The following is a 15,447-nucleotide window of genomic DNA, read 5'->3' as shown; positions in this document are numbered from 1 at the left end:
TGATGGCGGAAAGCCACAACCCGGATCGATGGCCGGATGGCTTGTCGTTCTCTGCGCCGTTTCCGCTCCTGCCCATCGGCAGGATTGGCGGAACGTATTACTGGAATCCGGGCTCCGCGACGGCGCCGCGGTGGACCGTGAACCGCAGTCTGGGTGCGCCGGGAGCGGGATTGGAGACCGTTTTCCTTACACCTGGAATGACCAGCCGCGATACGCTCGGATTCGGTGTCAGCGGGAATGCTTCGACGTTCGTCCCGTCGGTGAGCTTGAATGCCACGTTCCCCGATCTGGGTGGGCTTCTTCCACGGCTCGCGGCACCCAAGGTGACGTCCGTGGGGGCAGGGGTGGGTACGCCGAACATGTCGCCCTCGTTGACGACGACGATGACGCCGGAGCAGATCGCCGATTGGCTGCAGATGTTCTTTGCTCCGCGCGCGATGGGCCCTTTGGATGAAGCGTCGCCGTTGGTGCGGACGTTGACGTCCGGCCGCGGCACGATTGGTGCCGCCGCAGCTGCGCCGCCTGTGGGATATCTGAACGCGGGCGACAGGAGCCCGTTAGGTGGCGGGATGGACGATTGGAGGGCGTCGGTCACACCTTCGGCGCCGCAAGAGTCAATCCAATCACCTGCCGCTGGACGGCCCGGTGGACTTCTTGGCCTCATCCAGGATGTCATGCGCGACAGGGGCTACTAGCCCGACCGGCTGCGTTTCGGCGCTGCTCGCAACTGAAAGTTCAACAAAACATGCCCATTCCCTTGCTAGCCCCGGCGCCGCCTGCGCCGATGGGCTCTCCTGTCACGCATGACGTGACCATCGTCACCACGCGCAAGCTTGCGCAGGCGTGGGTGATGGACGTGCCGCCCGAAGAATTCGGCATCGAGCGCAGTGCGCGCAGCATCGGCGATTGTAATTGTTGCTTCCACGAGGTCGTGACCAAGACCGAGGCGCAGCTGATCGCCGAAGGTTTTGACGCGAGCCAGATCAGGGCCTTGCTGCCGCACCCCGGCACGACCGAGATCGAGGCGCTGGCGCGCGACACCGTGGAGGAGCATCTGTCGGCGATCGCGGGCGGCGGCAGCGCCAGTTCGGCCGCACGGCTGGTGCGCATCACCGAGCATTATGTGCGGATGGACTACGAGGGCTCGGCGCCCCACTGCCTCTATCAGGTGATCATCGGCGGCGATCAGGCCGAGATCCTGGGCAGGCACGACAAGGACTGTATGCGGCTGGGAGCAAGTCGGCCGGATTGAACTGTTGTCGGTGCGATCAGTATGGCAGTATGATTTTGCTCAGTGATGTGTGATCGCCGACGACTTCTTGTTTTCGTCATGGAGCCAATATCAGATGGTAGTCGGGTGGTTTCTGGAGCTGATTTGGTGGGGCGTCGGTTATGCCGTGGCACGACTGGTGCTGCCTCTTGTATCTTTCGGCCATGTCCAGGTCGGGACTGCTCGCGACGCCGGCGGATTTGGTTGGCTAGGTTTGCGCCGCATCGAAAATGGACGACTTGAAATCGAGGCTACTTTCGCTGCCCTGATCGGCCTGGTGATTTTTTGCGCCGGGCTTGCAGGGGTTCTATATTTTATCCACTGAGCGAGCGCATTTTCGTTCCTCGTATCGGAAACGAGCGGATGACGCCGCACCTTTGGGTGTGCTGCGCCTTGGTTGTCTGACACGACCGCTAAACGGCGCGTCCCAATTTTGAAATATTCCACGATCCTCGATCAACGCTGCTCTTTCGAACCATCTGAGTTCGATCGACAGGGCTGTCGATCGACATTCGTAGAAAAAAGATATGGAGAGCGAATATGTCGCGACTGCCTACCAAAGTCGGAAAGGGAGCTGCGGTTTGGGCAGCGGCTCAAGCTATGGCCAACGAGATCATGAAGCTCGAGCTAAATCGCGATGAATCGTATGTCGATCGCATAAAACGAGAGCTCAATCTTCGGGGATATGAGCAAGCGCGAGCCCTCTACGATTCGAATCCTACCTATTGGCGGAAGCTGTATGGTAGCGATCCTCTTAACTCGCTAAATCATCCCGCCTCGCCGCCAAGCAGTTTACTGCCACAGGATCCGTCGGCGCACGACCGTGGCAATATTTACCTTAATTCGGAACCAATGGACGCCGGGACGCATGGCCCGTTCGGGACTGGCGGACAGTTCGTGCCAAGCCCGGCTGTCTCGTCACGGCCGCTCTACGAGACGCGCTCGTTTGCAGCGTCATCGGACGACGCCGCGCGAGGCGCTGTCGATCATAGGAGGCCGGTACGGCAGCTCGTCCGGGTGCCCGATGGAAGTAAGGCCCCGTCAGACGCGGAAGCGTTCAGGGCCGCGCCGATTCCCTTTGTGGATGGCACAATACGGGTCCAGCAGTCGCTCGACAACTCGCTTCCGGCGCCCGGGGCGGCGCCTTGGGATCTCTCGGACCGCTTCGGCAGTTGGAACGGCCTTGGTGGTGTATTCGGACCCCTGAGATAGATAAGTGAAGGTCGAGCCTGTCAGTGCGGTGCCGCTTCGGTGTACGCCACGCAGACTGCTCTTCCGGTCTGAAGCTGTAGCGCGGCAGCGCCAACTAAATTGGCGGCTCGCGGCAATTAGCGCCCGGCGCGATCGAAAGTTCAACAAAACATGCCCATTCCCTTGCTAGCCCCGGCGCCGCCCGCGCCGATGGGGTCTCCTGTCACGCATGACGTCACCATCGTCACCACGCGCAAGCTTGCGCAGGCGCGGGTGATGGGTGTGCCTCCCGAAGAGTTCGGCATCGAGCGCGGTGCGCGCGGCATCCGCGACTGCAATTATTGCTTCCACGAGGTCGTGACCAAGACCGAGGCGCAGCTGATCGCGGAAGGCTTCGATGCCGGGCAGATCAGGGCTTTGCAGCCCCATACGGGCACCACCGAGATCGAGACGCTGGCGCGCGACACCGTGGAAGAGCATCTGTCCGCGACCGCGGGCGGCGGCGGCGCCAATTCGGCCGCAAGGCTGGTGCGCATCACCGAGCACTATGTGCGGATGGATTACGAGGGCTCGGGCCGCCCCTGCCTCTACCAGGTGATCACCGGCGGCGATCAGGCCGAGATCCTGCGCAAGGACGGCAAGGACTGCATCACGCCGTTCGACGAGATGCCGTTTGCGGCGACCACGCCGGTGCCGGTGACCCATCGTTTCTTCGGCCGCTCGATCGCCGACCTCGTCATGCCACTGCAGCGCGAGAAGACGGCGCTGAAGCGCGGCGCGCTCGACAATCTCTATCTGCATAACAATCCTCGCGTCGAGGTTGCCGAGCAGAATGCCGGGCCGAACACGCTGGACGATTTGCTGGTGTCGCGGCCGGGCGGGGTGGTCCGCACCAAGACGGCGGGCGGGCTGAACTGGCAGGTGGTGCCCGACATCACGACGTCGATCTACCCGATGCTGCAATATATCGACGCCGAGCTCGAGATCCGCACCGGGCTCGGCAAGCAGACGCAGGGCATCGACGCCAACGCGTTGCAGAACCAGTCGGCGACGGCGGTCGCCCAGGTGTTCTCGGCCTCGCAGATGCGCATCAAGCTGATCGCGCGCATCATGGCCGAAGGCGTGCGCGATATCTTCGCGCTGCTGCATGGCACGATCCGCAAGCACGGCCAGCGCCAGGAGACGGTGCGGTTGCGCAATTCCTGGGTCGAGGTCAATCCGCGCAACTGGAAGACGCGCGACGACATGACCATCAATGTCGGCCTCGGCGCCGGCGGCAAGGCGCAGCAATTCGCCCAGACCATGGCGATCGCCAACGTCCAGAAGGAGCTGCTCGCGGGCGGCAAGCTCAACCTGGTCGGCGACCGCCAGCTCTACAACACGGCGGCCGAGCTGACCCGGATCATGGGGCACCGAAATCCCGATCAGTTCTTCAACGATCCCATGGCCGTCAATCCACAGACCGGGCAGTTGCTGCATCCGCTCCCGGCACCGCCGCAGCCGCCGCCCGACCCGAAGCTGCTGGCCTTGCAGGCGCGGCTCCAGGCCGACCAGCTCGCTGCCGCGCACAAGGCGCAGATGGAGCGCGAAAAGGCGCAAGCCGATGCAATCCACCAGCAGGTGAAGATGCAAGCCGAGATCGAGATCGCCAGGATCAGGGCGGGCCTGGATGCGAAGATCGCGGTGCTCGATGCGCATCTGAAGGCGCTTGGCCACGAGCAGAAGCGTGAGCATGCGCAGGAGCAGCATCGGATGGATGTCGCGGAAGCCGCGCTCGATTTCGCCGCATCGGCGGCGCGTCGCGAGATGAAAAGGCGGCCGAACGAGGGGGAGGGGAGCAATGTCTGACGAGAGCACTCTGGAGCGGGCGGCGGCAAGGGCAGTCAGGGCCAAAGCATTGCTCGATGATGAAATCCTGAATGAGGCGTTCGCGGCGCTCGAGAAGAGCTACGTCGCAGCCTGGCGTGCCACCACGGTGGACGACGCCGCCGGTCGCGAAAAGCTGTTCCTCGCCATCAACATCGTCGGCAAGGTGCGGGACCACCTCGCTGGCGTCGTTGCCAACGGCCAGCTGGCGCGGGCGGAGCTGAAGGAGCTCGCGGAGACGGCGGAGCGGCGGAAGCGGTTCGGGATCATTTAGTTCTTGCAACCAAGGCGAGAGCGTTCAATAATGTTCTTTGTTTGTTCTTTAGCTGGTGATGGGCATTGTGCAGGTGGCCTCACCCCAAGGCTTGAGTAATTGCATGCGGTTCTGCCCGATCGATCTTGATCTCCGTTCTTCGTTCTTTTTCGCTGTGCTGGGATTGCTTGTTACGGCCACTGTGTGCCGTGCCGAAGGGGCTTCGCCTGGACCGCCAGCCAAGCCTCCAGCCGTTCCGACCTTCGAGAAATTGCCGCATACGCCGCTGCCGAAAGGCGAGTTCATCGCGTGGTGCGGAGATCGGGAGCGCTATCTGCTCGCGACGGATGGTCAGTATGTCGACGCATACGATGGAAGCGCCAAGATCTCCGCCCCTTCCCCTACAGGGTCCAGATGGGTCCAATGCGGAGCGGACGGGCAGTACATCGTTTTTCCTGAGGATGATGCCGGACGTGTGCGGAAGTTCGAGCTCGAGACCGGCAAGAGTGCGATCCTGGCGACGTTCGACGGCCGATCACGTCCGGACATTGGCATAGCATTCTCCCCAGACATGAAGACCGTAGCTTCGGACAAGCCGCTGCAATTGACGGCCGAAGCCGGAGAGTTGCGCACCATCAGCGTCCCCGCGACGACGAGGCGGCCGGTCTCCAAAATCGTTTGGTCTCCCGACAGCTCGAAGTTCTTCGTGGCCTACTCCGATACAGTCGATGTCATGGACGCGCAGGGCAAGAGAATCGGAGGAGGCAAGATTCGAAAAGATTCGGCTGTCACCGCAGGGTGGTTCGACGCTGAACAGAAGTCACTGTTTCTGTTTCTCTTCTCGGACGAAATTCAGGGCATCGGCTCTTTTGTGAGATGCCGCATCGCGGATTGGCGATGTGTGCAACTCAAGGAGCGGGTTGAGCAGGCCGCAGGCGGTGGCAAGGGCTTGATGGGCATCGTCGTTCCGATCGACCGCCCGAAGCTGCCTGACGACGATTCAAGCGTTCCCTACCAGCGCTACGCGGCGGAGCTTCGCGACAATTCATTTCGTCTGCTGTTCCGGCAGGAGTTTACCCTGGCAGCCGGTCAAACCAACCCTCGGCTTTATGTGTCCCCATCGGCCGCTACCGCATTGCTGTCGTGGCGGCTGACGGAACGCGCGAAATGCCCCGATCCGGCCAACGACAAGTGCCAGCCCGGATGGATACTGGATATTGGAAAGGCCATTGAATGAGTGATCCTTACAACTCCGGGCCGCCGTTTCGCGGCACCTCGGCTTATGGCAGGCGAAAAGATCCGATGACCGGTGAACTCGGAAAATTCCACTCAGGCCAGGATTTCGCGGCCCGCCCCGGCACTCCGATTCCGGCAGCGGCACCTGGAGAAGTCGTTTACTCTGGTTTCAACGACAACTTTGGCAACACCGTCATCGTGAGGAATGAAGCGGGCTCTATGCTCATATGCAGGAAGGCAGCCCGATGCCGAAGCCCGGCCAGCGCGTCTGGCCCGGAGATATCGGCAACGTCGGAAGCACTGGTGCCCGCAGCACCGGACCTCATTTGCATTACTCGGTCATTAAAAATGAAAATGCGACCCCGGCCTTGGGACGAGACTATCGAAATGGAGGAGCTCTTGGCGTTGCCGTAAACCGCGACACCACGATTGACCCTGCAGGATTTGACACCAGTGTCCCTCATCTGGTTCAGGCGGCGGCCGCCGCCGGGGCGCCGGTCACTTTGGCTCCCCTGCGCGGATTGGGCTTTCCAAGTCGCGACGGTGTTGTTGCCGATCGCTATGGCGCTTGGAATTCTCGGCCGGGTGACCCTGCCGCCGCTCAATCGGCAACGGCACCGCGGCCCGGCGGATTGCCGGGCATGATCGCGGACTATCTGCGCCAGAGCCACGGCACGGCAGGCAACCATTGGCTTACCCGCGGTGCCATTCGTGACGGAAGATGATCCATTGTCGGAAGGGCGGCCCGCCAGTTTCAAAGATCGCTTCGGCGACTGGTCTGCCATTCGCCAATTGTCATCGCGCTGGGAGTCAAGGTGACTATCGGCGACGATGCATTGGCGCGTGCGCTCGTGAGGCTAGTCGGAAACCAGGCGGCGAACAGCATGCTCGTACGAAACTTCACGCGCGTCGGTGTGGTCGGCATCTTTCGTTCGCTCACAGGAATGCTCTCGTTCTGCACTTTCACTCTCCTCCTCTTCGGTCAGTCAGGCGCCCAAGAGAACTTGTTCGACAAGGCGGCATTCCATCGCGCGGCTGATTATTGCCGTAGTGTTGTCGAGCGTCCAATCGCGCTCAGCGACGATCAGGCAATCCTGTGTCTTGACGGCCGGATCGAGAAGGATGCCGACGTATCGCCGGCGAAGAAGCTGAAGGAAGGCGGTCGCTTCGTCGTTCGAAGCGCCGGAGGCGCATCGCGTCCGCGATTGCTCTTGCCGAGGTACTGCGTGAACGACGCGCGGTGGTCGTCGTGTACGACCAGTGCCTGTCGAGTTGCGCCAACTATCTTCTGATTGCGTCCGATCGGACCTACGTACTGAAGGGAGGTCTGGTTGCCTGGGACTATGAGAGCACCGATCCCGCGTTTCCATCCTGCGCCAACTTCGCGATGGAAAAGACGCGAGATGGAGATTTCCGCCTGCAGCGCGGCTCCTGTCGGCCCTTGCCGGCTGACGAGGCTCGTTGGCAGGACATCCTGCTGGCCCAAACCGGATTTTACAAGGAACGCATGGTCGACCCGTACTTCGAGCCGCCGCCGGACAATCGCTATCTGCGAAAGGCCGTGAAGTCCCTCTATACCGATACTCATGCTTACCACCATATCGGCTGGACTCTTCACCCCAGATACTTTGCGAACTTGTTCAAGGCAAAGATTGTCTACGAGTCCTATCCAGAGGGGGCAGGCCGAGGTGGACGAAATGGTGGCCCGGCTACGGCTCGACATGAAGGTGATTTACGATCCGTAGCCCGGGCGCTCGTTCGATGGCGAAGTGAACCAATTTGAGGGAATCATATGAATTCCGATCAGGCGCTGCCCGCTCGGGCAACTTTCGGCGGAGAGATTTTCCGGCGGCAACCCTGGCTGACCTACATCTTCGCAGCGATGACCCTTCTGGGCTGGTTCGGCGGGCGCTTCCTGACGTTCCTATTCCCGGACGCGTCCTACTGGTTGCTGCTGATCGGCGCATTTGGTGCGGTTGTGGCGCTGATCTGGCTGATCGCCTGCGCCTTTCTGCCCAAGCCTCGGAGCGCGCCGATTCTCCTTGCGACCCTGGTGATCATTCAGGCTGCAGGGATGATCAAAGCGCAGTCCGGCGGAGGCCTTACGGGATGGGGATTTCGCATCCACGCTTCGCCGATCGAGCAGTATCTTGCGAAGTGCAAGAAGTTCGATTTCGCAGAGAATGGCGAAATGCACACAATAAGCGCCTGCGAGAGCAGTGCTTTTGAGCCGGGATTTCCCCCCGGATTGGCGTATCTCACGGTCATACATGATCCCACGGGGAATCTTCTCAAGCCGGAGTCTAAGAGGTCGCAAGAATGGAACAGGGCGCTCTACAAAGTTAGAGAGACTGAAGCGGCGATCTTGAGGTTTGAGGGCGCTACACGGCTATCTAACGATTTCTATCTTGCTACTCTTTCATACTAGAGCTGCTCCCCAAGAGATCCGGCTGGCGTTCCGCGAAGGCCGGTGACCATTCTTACGTCCTAGATTGCAAAACCGGTTCGGTTGGCTCCTGTCATCAAGGCAACCAGCCAAGCTGGCGCGATCCGATCCGCATCCGGCGCACGCTCCGCGACCGTTGCGTGCAAGCGCTCTCGATCAGATCAACCGACGCGCATCTGCTGAAACGTCAGTGTGCACTGACTCGACATATTTAAGGAGATGATATGACAGATCCGACATTCTACGTTGCAGCACAGGAGCGCGGTAGCAGCAAGATAACCGGCTACGTTCCATCGACGTTTCTCATGCGTAACGGAAAGTATGTGATTGATCCAGCGGCCGGAGCATCACAGCAGTTCCTCTACTCCGATTCATTGGGGGGCAACAAAACGCCTGGCTCGATCGCGAATCCCAACAACTACGTGATCGTTCCAAGAGTCCATGATCAGGCTGCGGCCAGACGTGTCGCTGACTCGATCGCGGCGATGCGAGGGCTGGTACAGTGCCGGTATTGGCGCTGTTGACGCATTCATTCATGGCGGATGGACCCGAAGACCTGCAGCGCCATCAGCGCTGGGGCATCCCGTCAAACTCGTTCGTTCCCGCCTATACTAGCTCCGCGTCTGATCATTTCGGATATGTGACCGGGGCCGCGGGACTACCGCGCGAACTGGCCGAGACTGGTGGAGGGATGCGCAATCTGTTCAACAGGATCAGACATCCAAGGGATAACATTGACACCAGTGGAAAGCTCTTTCTGAGCAAGATCAATGAAGCCAATATTGCTCAAGGTTATGAAGCTGGCGCCGCGGCAAGGCAACAGCCGTCGGCCTATAGCGATTACGGCTATCCCGCCTCAGCTCGGAACACCGCAAAGGGGATCGGTGAGGGCGGTGGCGTCTTGTCGTTTCTGCCTTCGCTGACAGGCGTAAATCCGGACGAGCCAGCGCCGCCCGCGTGGCCGCCACAGACTGCTGCGCCGGTGCGCCATCTCAGTTCGTACATTGTGCGGCCATAGCGTCGCATTTCGCCGCAACGCCGCCCCCGCCTTTGGCGGGCTCCCGGCAAAGAGGTTTCGCGCTGCCGAACCGGAATCGCAATTCCGCGCGATCGTTTCAGGCGAGACCGCAACGTCGAAGATTGAAATATCCACGCCTTGACGCGCCGACGGCAGGACTACGGCCTGCACGCCAGGTGACGCGCGGCTTCTTTGAAGGAATCCCGATGGCCCTACCAACTTCAACTTTCGTCACCTACTCCGCGGTGGGCAACCGCGAAGACCTCAGCGACATGATCTATCGCATCGATCCCGTCGACACGCCGTTCATGAGCGGCGTCGACAAGGAGAAAGCGACTGCCGTCAACCACGAATGGCAGACGCAGGCTCTCGCGGCGGCTGACGCCGCCAATGCGCAGCTCGAAGGCGACGATCCCAACACCAACACGACCACGCCCACCGTGCGGCTCGGCAATCTCTGCCAGATCTCCTACAAGGTCGCGCGGGTCTCGGGCACGCAGCAGGCGGTGGATCACGCCGGCCGCGACAACGAGCTCGCCTATCAGGAGATGCTCAAGGGCCTCGAGCTCAAGCGCGACCTAGAGACTATCCTGTGCGGCACCAACCAGGCCAAGGTCGTCGGCAACACCACGACGCCGCGCAAGACGGCCTCCGTCCTGTCCTGGATCGTGTCAGCCACGTCGAAGGGCACCGCCGGCGGTGCGGCGGATCCGGCCGCGGCCGACGGCACCGGCACGCGAACCGACGGCACCCAGCTCGCCTTCACCGAGGTGCGCCTGAGGACCGTGCTCTCCTCGATCTGGACCAATGGCGGCAAGCCCGGCACCATCATGACCGGCGCCTTCAACAAGCAGGTGTTCTCGACCTTCACGGGACGCTCCACCGCAATCGAGGAGTCCAAGTCGAAGAAGATCGTTGCATCCGTCGATGCGTATGAGTCCGATTTCGGCAAGCTCAAGGTGGTCGCCAATCGCTTCCAGCGGCCGCGCGACGTCCTGGTGCTCGAGCTCGATAAATGGGCGGTGGCCTATCTCAACGGTCGCAACATGATCTCGATCCCGCTCGCCAAGACCGGCGATTCCGACCGCCGGCAGATCCTGGCCGAATACGCGCTGGTGTCCCGCAACGAGAAGGCCTCCGGCGGCATCTTCGACAACACCACTTCCTGAGCGACCACGATCATCCATCTCAACCTCGGGGCAGCCTTCGGGCTGCCCTTTCCTTTTGGAGAGCCAAAGATGCCGCTTCCCGGCAATCGTACCCTCAATACCGCCGAGCTCACCGCCTACACGCCGTCCTGCGGCGCGAGCCCCGTCGCCGCCTATGTCCGCGTTCCCTTTCGCTGTCGCTTGCTGAAAGTCGCCGGCATCCTCGGTGGTGCGATCACGACCGCCGACGGCACCATCACCGCCTCGTCCAATGCGACGACGCTGGCGACGTTCACCGTGACGCAGGCAGGATCCGCCACGGGCCAATTGTTCTCGGCCGTACCGCCGTCACCGACCTATCTCAATGAGGACGACGTGATCGCGCTGACCCCTTCGGGCGCTTCCGGCACGACGATCCCCATGCATTTCTCGATCTCCGTGAGGACCGCCTGACATGTCGTTCTTCTCCAAACAAAACTCTTCGCGTGTCGGTCCGACCCAGACAGTCGCGTATGACAGCAGCGTCGGCGCCACCAACGCATTCGGACCGGAGACCTTTCAGGTCCGCCTGGTCGCCAATTCAGGCTGCTGTTACCGGATCGGCGATGGCGCACAGACGGCCACCATTTCCGACCCCTATCTGCCGGCCAATGTGGTCGAGTACGTCACGGTCAGTCCTGGCCAGCGCATTGCCGCGCTGAAAGCCGCGACCAATGGCCTGGTCACTGCGACTGCCGGCACGCTGTGGGTGACGGAGTTGTCGTGATGGACGGCATGACGATCAGACCTCACCTCGACAGCAACGGCCGCGAGCTTGCGATCGAGCACATCCAGGACGTGGCGCCGATCCTGGAGTGGAACAGGCAGGCGCGCCAGGACGAGCAGCACGGTGACTGGGGGCGGCACGTCGCCCGCATTCCCAATGTCATCTACGTCCAATGGCTCAACGAGGAGCACGCAAGGGGCAACACCTCGCTGCGGCTGTTCACGCCCGAATTCGACGCGATCGTGCAGCGCAAGCTGGACGATCCCGAATGGGCCTACTTGCGAACCGACAGGCCGAAATTGCAGGCCGGCTGGTCAGCGGAGCTCACGTGACCCAGATCACCGATTACATATCGTTGCAAACGGCAGTGACCGAGTATCTTGCGCGCGATCAGGATGCGACGCTGATCGCGCGAATCCCGACATTCATTCAGCTCGCTGAGGCCAAGTTCAACCGCCAGCTCTTCGTCCGGCAGATGGAGCAGCGCGCGACGGCGGTGGTCGATCTCGGCTCAAACGAACCCGAGTTCATCTCGTTGCCATCGGATTTTCAATCCATGCGAAGGGTTCGGCTGTCGAGCGCGACAGGGAAGCCGAGCCTTGAATTCAAATCGGGAACGCAGATGGACGAATATCGCTTCGCGACGTCAGACATCGCCGCGCAGCCGCGGTACTTCACCGTGTTCGGCAACGAGCTGGAACTCGCACCGACGCCCGATGCTGCATACACCATCGAAATGGTCTACCGGCAGAACGTGCCGCCGCTCGGGTCGAGCAGCAGCAATTGGCTGCTGACCATGGCGCCCGACCTGTATCTCTACGGCGCTCTGCTTGAGACCGCTCCGTACATCAAGGAAGACGCCCGCATCCAGACCTGGGGCCTCGGGTTCACTTCGGCGCTTGCCGATCTGAACAATCTCGGGCTGACGTCGACCTTCAATGCCGGGCCGATGACGGTGCGCGTTTCCGGACAAGTCATCTAGGAGACGACAATGGCAAGTTTCAACAAGTTCTATTGCTTCGTGCAGGACGTCGCCAACGCGCTGCACGACATGAGAACAGGCACGGCACAGGTTTACAAGGTCTATCTGACCAACACGGCGCCGCTCGTCACCAACACGGTGTACAATACGCCGGCAGACCTTGCGGCAGGCAACGGGTATACCGCCGGCGGCAACAGCGTCGGCACCATCACCGGTGCGCAAACGACGGGGACGTTCAAGTTCGTCGGCGGCACCGATCCGGCATGGACCGCCTCGGGTGGATCGATCGGACCGTTTCAATATGCGGTGCTCTACAATTCGACGCCACCCACCAAGCCACTGATCGGCTGGTGGGACTATGGCACCGCGATCACGCTGACGAACGGCAATACCTTCACCATCGATCTCGACCAGACCAACGGCATTCTGACGATCACCTGACATGGCTGCTTTTCTCAACAATTGCCGGTTCATTCCGTCGGCCGGCGGCACGACGGATTGGGTCTATTCATCGACGGTCGGTGGCTGCCAATCGCCGGCGCTCGCCGGAGCGGTCGACGGTCGCAAGTACAAATTCATCGCGATCAGCAACGACCTGGCTCAATGGGAGATTGCGGAAGGGGTTTACACGGCCGCGAGTGGAACGTTTGCACGCGCGACCGTACTTTGTAATTCGTCAGGATCCGGCGTGGCCGCGGGGCAGTCGGGCGCGGGTTCCAGGATCAGCTTCATCGCCGCGCCGAACGTTGCCATCGTCGGCGTGAAGGAAGATCTGATTTCGATCGAAGAGCCGAACGGCTTCACCGCGGGTCAGATGGCGCAAGCCCGGGCCAATATCGGCGTGACCAAGAAGAACTATATCGTCAACGGCGGGATGCAGGTTTCACAGGAAAACGGCACGGCGGCGGGTACGACCTCCGGCTACTATCCGGTCGATCAGTGGCGAAACGAATTCAGCAACGCTGGTGCCGTCAGTACGGCACAAGTCGCAAGTTCGACACCAGGCGGGTCGCCATATCGCATTCGAGCGACGGTAATGACGGCAGATGCTTCCGTTGCGAGCGCGGACTATGCCGTCATCTCGCAAAAGATCGAAGGAAATCGCGTCGCCGATCTGAGGTTCGGCAATGCCGCGGCGAAGACGATCACGGTGCAATTTGGTGTCAAGGCGCCTGCCGGGACCTATTGCATTGCGGTTCGAAACGGCACCCAAAACCGGATCATCGTCGGCGAGTACACCATCGCCGCCGGCGAAGCAAACACTGACGTGGTCAAGAGCATAACCTTCGCGGGCGACGCGACCGGGACTTGGGCCTTCGACAATGCCGCCGGAATGGAGGTGATCTTCGTTCTGATGGCGGGTTCAAGCCTCGTCCAATCTCCCAATGCGTGGAGCGCGGCTTCCAGCGTTATCGCGACCCCGAATCAATTCAACTTCATGGGTACGGTCGGCAACGTGTTCGAGATGTTCGACGTCGGTCTCCATGAGGGCAATTCGGCCCCGCCGTTTCAGCTTCCGGACTTCAACGAGGAGTTGGACCGTTGTCAGCGCTACTGGGAAAAGAGCTATGACTACGCGACTGCGGTCGGAACCGCGACCAACAATGGCGTCCGCGGCTCGTTGCAGAACTCGGCGCCGGCTTCATATGGCGCGGGCACGTTCCTGAAACGCAAGCGCGTGGCGCCAACGGTCACGCTGTACTCGCCGAACAACGGCGCGTCCGGCAACGGATTTGATACCGTGAACCGCGCGGCCAGCGCCTCGAACGTCGGCGAAACGCAGTACATGATCGTCAACGCCTTCGGCTCCTCCACCACACCGATCCTCTACCATTTCACCGCGAGCGCGAGGCTGTAGATGTCTCTTCTCGGCTTTGACGCTCTCGGACGGTGGGCGCTCGGCCAGCTGCCGAGCAGCGGCAATTTTGTGCTTCTGACGACGCGAGGCTCGGTCGCTTTCGCAGGACAATCGGTGGCGTTCGCGACATCCGAGCCGGCGACGACTACCGGTTTCCTGGAGACAGGGATATCGGCCGGCTTCAAGGTGACACAACCGGGGAGTCCTGGGTCAGCCGCCTTCGCTGGCAATGCAGCAGCATTCGGAGTCCGACCAGCGAGCCTCGCTGGATCGTTCCTGTTGACTGGTGCAACGGCGAACTCGACGGTCCGCACGGCCGCTTCGGCGAATGCGATCCTTCTGTCAGGGACGTCGGTCCCATTTATCACGTCGCTCGGCTCTGGACCCGGCGCATTTGCGTGGGCTGGTGGCAGTACAGCCTACGACTGGGACCATGAGGCCTGGGTTCGGCGACCGTTCGACACAATGTCATGGCAGGTGGCGGCGACGTTGCCGCCGCCGGCCTGGAGTGGAGCCACCGCTGCTGCAAGCGCCTGGACGGCCGATGTGCAGAGCGAGAACGCCTGGATACCTGCTTCGATTGACCCCGAACCATGGACGGCCGAATAATGCCGCTTCGAGTTCTGGCGAAGACTGAGGGAATTTTGGAGCCTCGTTTCGCCTCGTGTAGGCATATCAGGTGGCGGCGGCGACTTTAATCGCTGCCTACGCGCGGCCAGTGGAAGCACTCAGGACTGGGAGGAATTTTGCCGGAGCATTATCTGATGAGCAAGACAGTGGAGGTGAAACTGCGAAACGAGCTTGCTGGTCGAAGACATATGAGAGCGGAAACAACAAGACCGAATGGTGTGACAATCAATTTGGCAACTTCGACGCCTCCCGCGCGGTTTGACATTGTTCCCTGTTTGTTCTATAGATGGCGTTTGCTCTGTATCTTTGTTTGACTGCAGTCTGTTGGACGTCCGAATGGGCTACGTCAATGCCGTGGAATGAACGCGCTCTCATAGAATATGAATTTAACTACGGTAGACAGCAACGTAAGGCGGTAGCTCGGCTCGGTTTTCCCGAACGCGATGAGGCGTACGAGGACGAGTGGGTTTGCTCATTTCAGATCGAGGGCCTCAAAGATAGTAAAGTCCGTAGAGCTCGAGGGGCGGATGGACTTCAAGCTCTGACAATTGCAAGTATGGCGGTTCGCGCCTCGCTCGACCGCTTGAAAATGGTCAAGGTTGGCCGGGAGCCTTACGAGGTCGTTTTTCCACGGTATTTGCCGTTCTGTTTCGGTGTCGAATTTCAACGCCAGCTATGCGAGATGGTCGATGAGGCCATAGCGAAGAAGAGGCGGCAGATCTCCAGGCGACGTCGGCAAAGAAGATCGCGCTTATGAGAACGGGCTGGCTGCCGGTTGGGTGC

General features: G+C 60.9%; 18 protein-coding genes and 1 pseudogene. All 19 read left to right on the top strand.

Translation table 11 applies throughout. The features are described from left to right. Positions 1-2 precede the first annotated feature (2 nt). The 19 genes and pseudogenes from FJV43_RS06365 (at position 3) to FJV43_RS06275 (ending at position 14,034) form a co-directional block, all read left to right on the top strand. Positions 3-695 (top strand): hypothetical protein, encoded by a 693-nt coding sequence (locus FJV43_RS06365; RefSeq protein ID WP_239625492.1) that lies wholly within the window; start codon positions 3-5, stop codon positions 693-695. Positions 696-784: 89 nt separating this feature from the next. Beyond that, positions 785-1,252: a hypothetical protein gene (locus FJV43_RS06360; protein WP_239625490.1), complete on the top strand. Its 468-nt coding sequence runs from the start codon at positions 785-787 to the stop codon at positions 1,250-1,252. A 49-nt stretch (positions 1,253-1,301) separates the two neighbouring features. Further along, positions 1,302-1,595, top strand: a complete 294-nt coding sequence (locus tag FJV43_RS06355; RefSeq protein ID WP_239625488.1) for a hypothetical protein — start codon at positions 1,302-1,304, stop codon at positions 1,593-1,595. A gap of 1,076 nt (positions 1,596-2,671) precedes the next feature. Continuing rightward, positions 2,672-4,309 (top strand): hypothetical protein, encoded by a 1,638-nt coding sequence (locus tag FJV43_RS06350; RefSeq protein WP_239625486.1) that lies wholly within the window; start codon positions 2,672-2,674, stop codon positions 4,307-4,309. Next, positions 4,302-4,601, top strand: a complete 300-nt coding sequence (locus FJV43_RS06345) for a hypothetical protein (protein WP_239625484.1) — start codon at positions 4,302-4,304, stop codon at positions 4,599-4,601. The genes FJV43_RS06350 and FJV43_RS06345 overlap by 8 nt, the downstream gene beginning before the upstream one ends. A gap of 103 nt (positions 4,602-4,704) precedes the next feature. Next, positions 4,705-5,817 carry a WD40 repeat domain-containing protein gene (locus FJV43_RS06340; protein ID WP_239625482.1) on the top strand — a complete coding sequence of 371 codons (1,113 nt, stop codon included), beginning with the start codon at positions 4,705-4,707 and terminating at the stop codon, positions 5,815-5,817. Further along, positions 5,814-6,541 (top strand): annotated as a pseudogene (locus FJV43_RS06335) (M23 family metallopeptidase). Before FJV43_RS06340 ends, FJV43_RS06335 begins: the two are co-directional and overlap by 4 nt. A 90-nt stretch (positions 6,542-6,631) precedes the next feature. Continuing rightward, positions 6,632-7,108, top strand: a complete 477-nt coding sequence (locus tag FJV43_RS06330) for a hypothetical protein (protein ID WP_239625478.1) — start codon at positions 6,632-6,634, stop codon at positions 7,106-7,108. Further along, positions 7,066-7,599 (top strand): hypothetical protein, encoded by a 534-nt coding sequence (locus FJV43_RS06325; RefSeq protein ID WP_239625476.1) that lies wholly within the window; start codon positions 7,066-7,068, stop codon positions 7,597-7,599. Before FJV43_RS06330 ends, FJV43_RS06325 begins: the two co-directional genes overlap by 43 nt. 9 nt (positions 7,600-7,608) lie before the next feature. Further along, positions 7,609-8,244, top strand: a complete 636-nt coding sequence (locus tag FJV43_RS06320) for a hypothetical protein (protein WP_239625475.1) — start codon at positions 7,609-7,611, stop codon at positions 8,242-8,244. Between the two features lie 242 nt (positions 8,245-8,486). Further along, on the top strand, positions 8,487-8,786 hold the full coding sequence (locus tag FJV43_RS06315; RefSeq protein ID WP_239625473.1) for a hypothetical protein: 300 nt from the start codon (positions 8,487-8,489) through the stop codon (positions 8,784-8,786). Continuing rightward, positions 8,765-9,280: a hypothetical protein gene (locus FJV43_RS06310; RefSeq protein WP_239625471.1), complete on the top strand. Its 516-nt coding sequence runs from the start codon at positions 8,765-8,767 to the stop codon at positions 9,278-9,280. Before FJV43_RS06315 ends, FJV43_RS06310 begins: the two co-directional genes overlap by 22 nt. 206 nt (positions 9,281-9,486) lie before the next feature. Further along, a complete protein-coding gene (locus FJV43_RS06305) occupies positions 9,487-10,449 on the top strand; it encodes a DUF5309 domain-containing protein (RefSeq protein ID WP_239625470.1) in 963 nt (320 codons plus the stop codon). 69 nt (positions 10,450-10,518) lie between these two features. Further along, the gene (locus FJV43_RS06300) at positions 10,519-10,881 is read left to right on the top strand and encodes a hypothetical protein (RefSeq protein WP_239625468.1); all 363 of its coding nucleotides are present in this window, start codon (positions 10,519-10,521) and stop codon (positions 10,879-10,881) included. A 1-nt stretch (position 10,882) separates the two neighbouring features. Continuing rightward, a complete protein-coding gene (locus FJV43_RS06295) occupies positions 10,883-11,194 on the top strand; it encodes a hypothetical protein (protein WP_239625466.1) in 312 nt (103 codons plus the stop codon). 8 nt (positions 11,195-11,202) lie between these two features. Further along, a complete protein-coding gene (locus FJV43_RS06290; RefSeq protein WP_239625464.1) occupies positions 11,203-11,526 on the top strand; it encodes a hypothetical protein in 324 nt (107 codons plus the stop codon). Further along, the gene (locus FJV43_RS06285) at positions 11,523-12,176 is read left to right on the top strand and encodes a hypothetical protein (RefSeq protein ID WP_239625462.1); all 654 of its coding nucleotides are present in this window, start codon (positions 11,523-11,525) and stop codon (positions 12,174-12,176) included. Before FJV43_RS06290 ends, FJV43_RS06285 begins: the two co-directional genes overlap by 4 nt. 9 nt (positions 12,177-12,185) lie before the next feature. Then, positions 12,186-12,617, top strand: a complete 432-nt coding sequence (locus tag FJV43_RS06280) for a hypothetical protein (RefSeq protein WP_239625460.1) — start codon at positions 12,186-12,188, stop codon at positions 12,615-12,617. A 1-nt stretch (position 12,618) separates the two neighbouring features. Beyond that, entirely contained in the window at positions 12,619-14,034 is a 1,416-nt protein-coding gene (locus FJV43_RS06275; RefSeq protein ID WP_239625458.1) for a hypothetical protein, read from the top strand. Positions 14,035-15,447: the final 1,413 nt, after the last annotated feature.

The organism is Bradyrhizobium sp. I71, from assembly GCF_022354745.1.
Lineage (GTDB): Bacteria > Pseudomonadota > Alphaproteobacteria > Rhizobiales > Xanthobacteraceae > Bradyrhizobium > Bradyrhizobium liaoningense.
This window is presented reverse-complemented; position numbering and strand designations above follow the sequence as displayed.

What these genes read in the sequence shown, in the direction of transcription:
- FJV43_RS06365 (WP_239625492.1), top strand. Translation starts at nt 3, where the DNA reads ATGGCGGAAAGCCACAACCCGGATCGATGGCCGGATGGCTTGTCGTTC.
- FJV43_RS06360 (WP_239625490.1), top strand. Translation starts at nt 785, where the DNA reads ATGGGCTCTCCTGTCACGCATGACGTGACCATCGTCACCACGCGCAAG.
- FJV43_RS06350 (WP_239625486.1), top strand. Translation starts at nt 2,672, where the DNA reads ATGGGGTCTCCTGTCACGCATGACGTCACCATCGTCACCACGCGCAAG.
- FJV43_RS06345 (WP_239625484.1), top strand. Translation starts at nt 4,302, where the DNA reads ATGTCTGACGAGAGCACTCTGGAGCGGGCGGCGGCAAGGGCAGTCAGG.
- FJV43_RS06340 (WP_239625482.1), top strand. Translation starts at nt 4,705, where the DNA reads ATGCGGTTCTGCCCGATCGATCTTGATCTCCGTTCTTCGTTCTTTTTC.
- FJV43_RS06320 (WP_239625475.1), top strand. Translation starts at nt 7,609, where the DNA reads ATGAATTCCGATCAGGCGCTGCCCGCTCGGGCAACTTTCGGCGGAGAG.
- FJV43_RS06315 (WP_239625473.1), top strand. Translation starts at nt 8,487, where the DNA reads ATGACAGATCCGACATTCTACGTTGCAGCACAGGAGCGCGGTAGCAGC.
- FJV43_RS06305 (WP_239625470.1), top strand. Translation starts at nt 9,487, where the DNA reads ATGGCCCTACCAACTTCAACTTTCGTCACCTACTCCGCGGTGGGCAAC.
- FJV43_RS06300 (WP_239625468.1), top strand. Translation starts at nt 10,519, where the DNA reads ATGCCGCTTCCCGGCAATCGTACCCTCAATACCGCCGAGCTCACCGCC.
- FJV43_RS06295 (WP_239625466.1), top strand. Translation starts at nt 10,883, where the DNA reads ATGTCGTTCTTCTCCAAACAAAACTCTTCGCGTGTCGGTCCGACCCAG.
- FJV43_RS06290 (WP_239625464.1), top strand. Translation starts at nt 11,203, where the DNA reads ATGACGATCAGACCTCACCTCGACAGCAACGGCCGCGAGCTTGCGATC.
- FJV43_RS06280 (WP_239625460.1), top strand. Translation starts at nt 12,186, where the DNA reads ATGGCAAGTTTCAACAAGTTCTATTGCTTCGTGCAGGACGTCGCCAAC.
- FJV43_RS06275 (WP_239625458.1), top strand. Translation starts at nt 12,619, where the DNA reads ATGGCTGCTTTTCTCAACAATTGCCGGTTCATTCCGTCGGCCGGCGGC.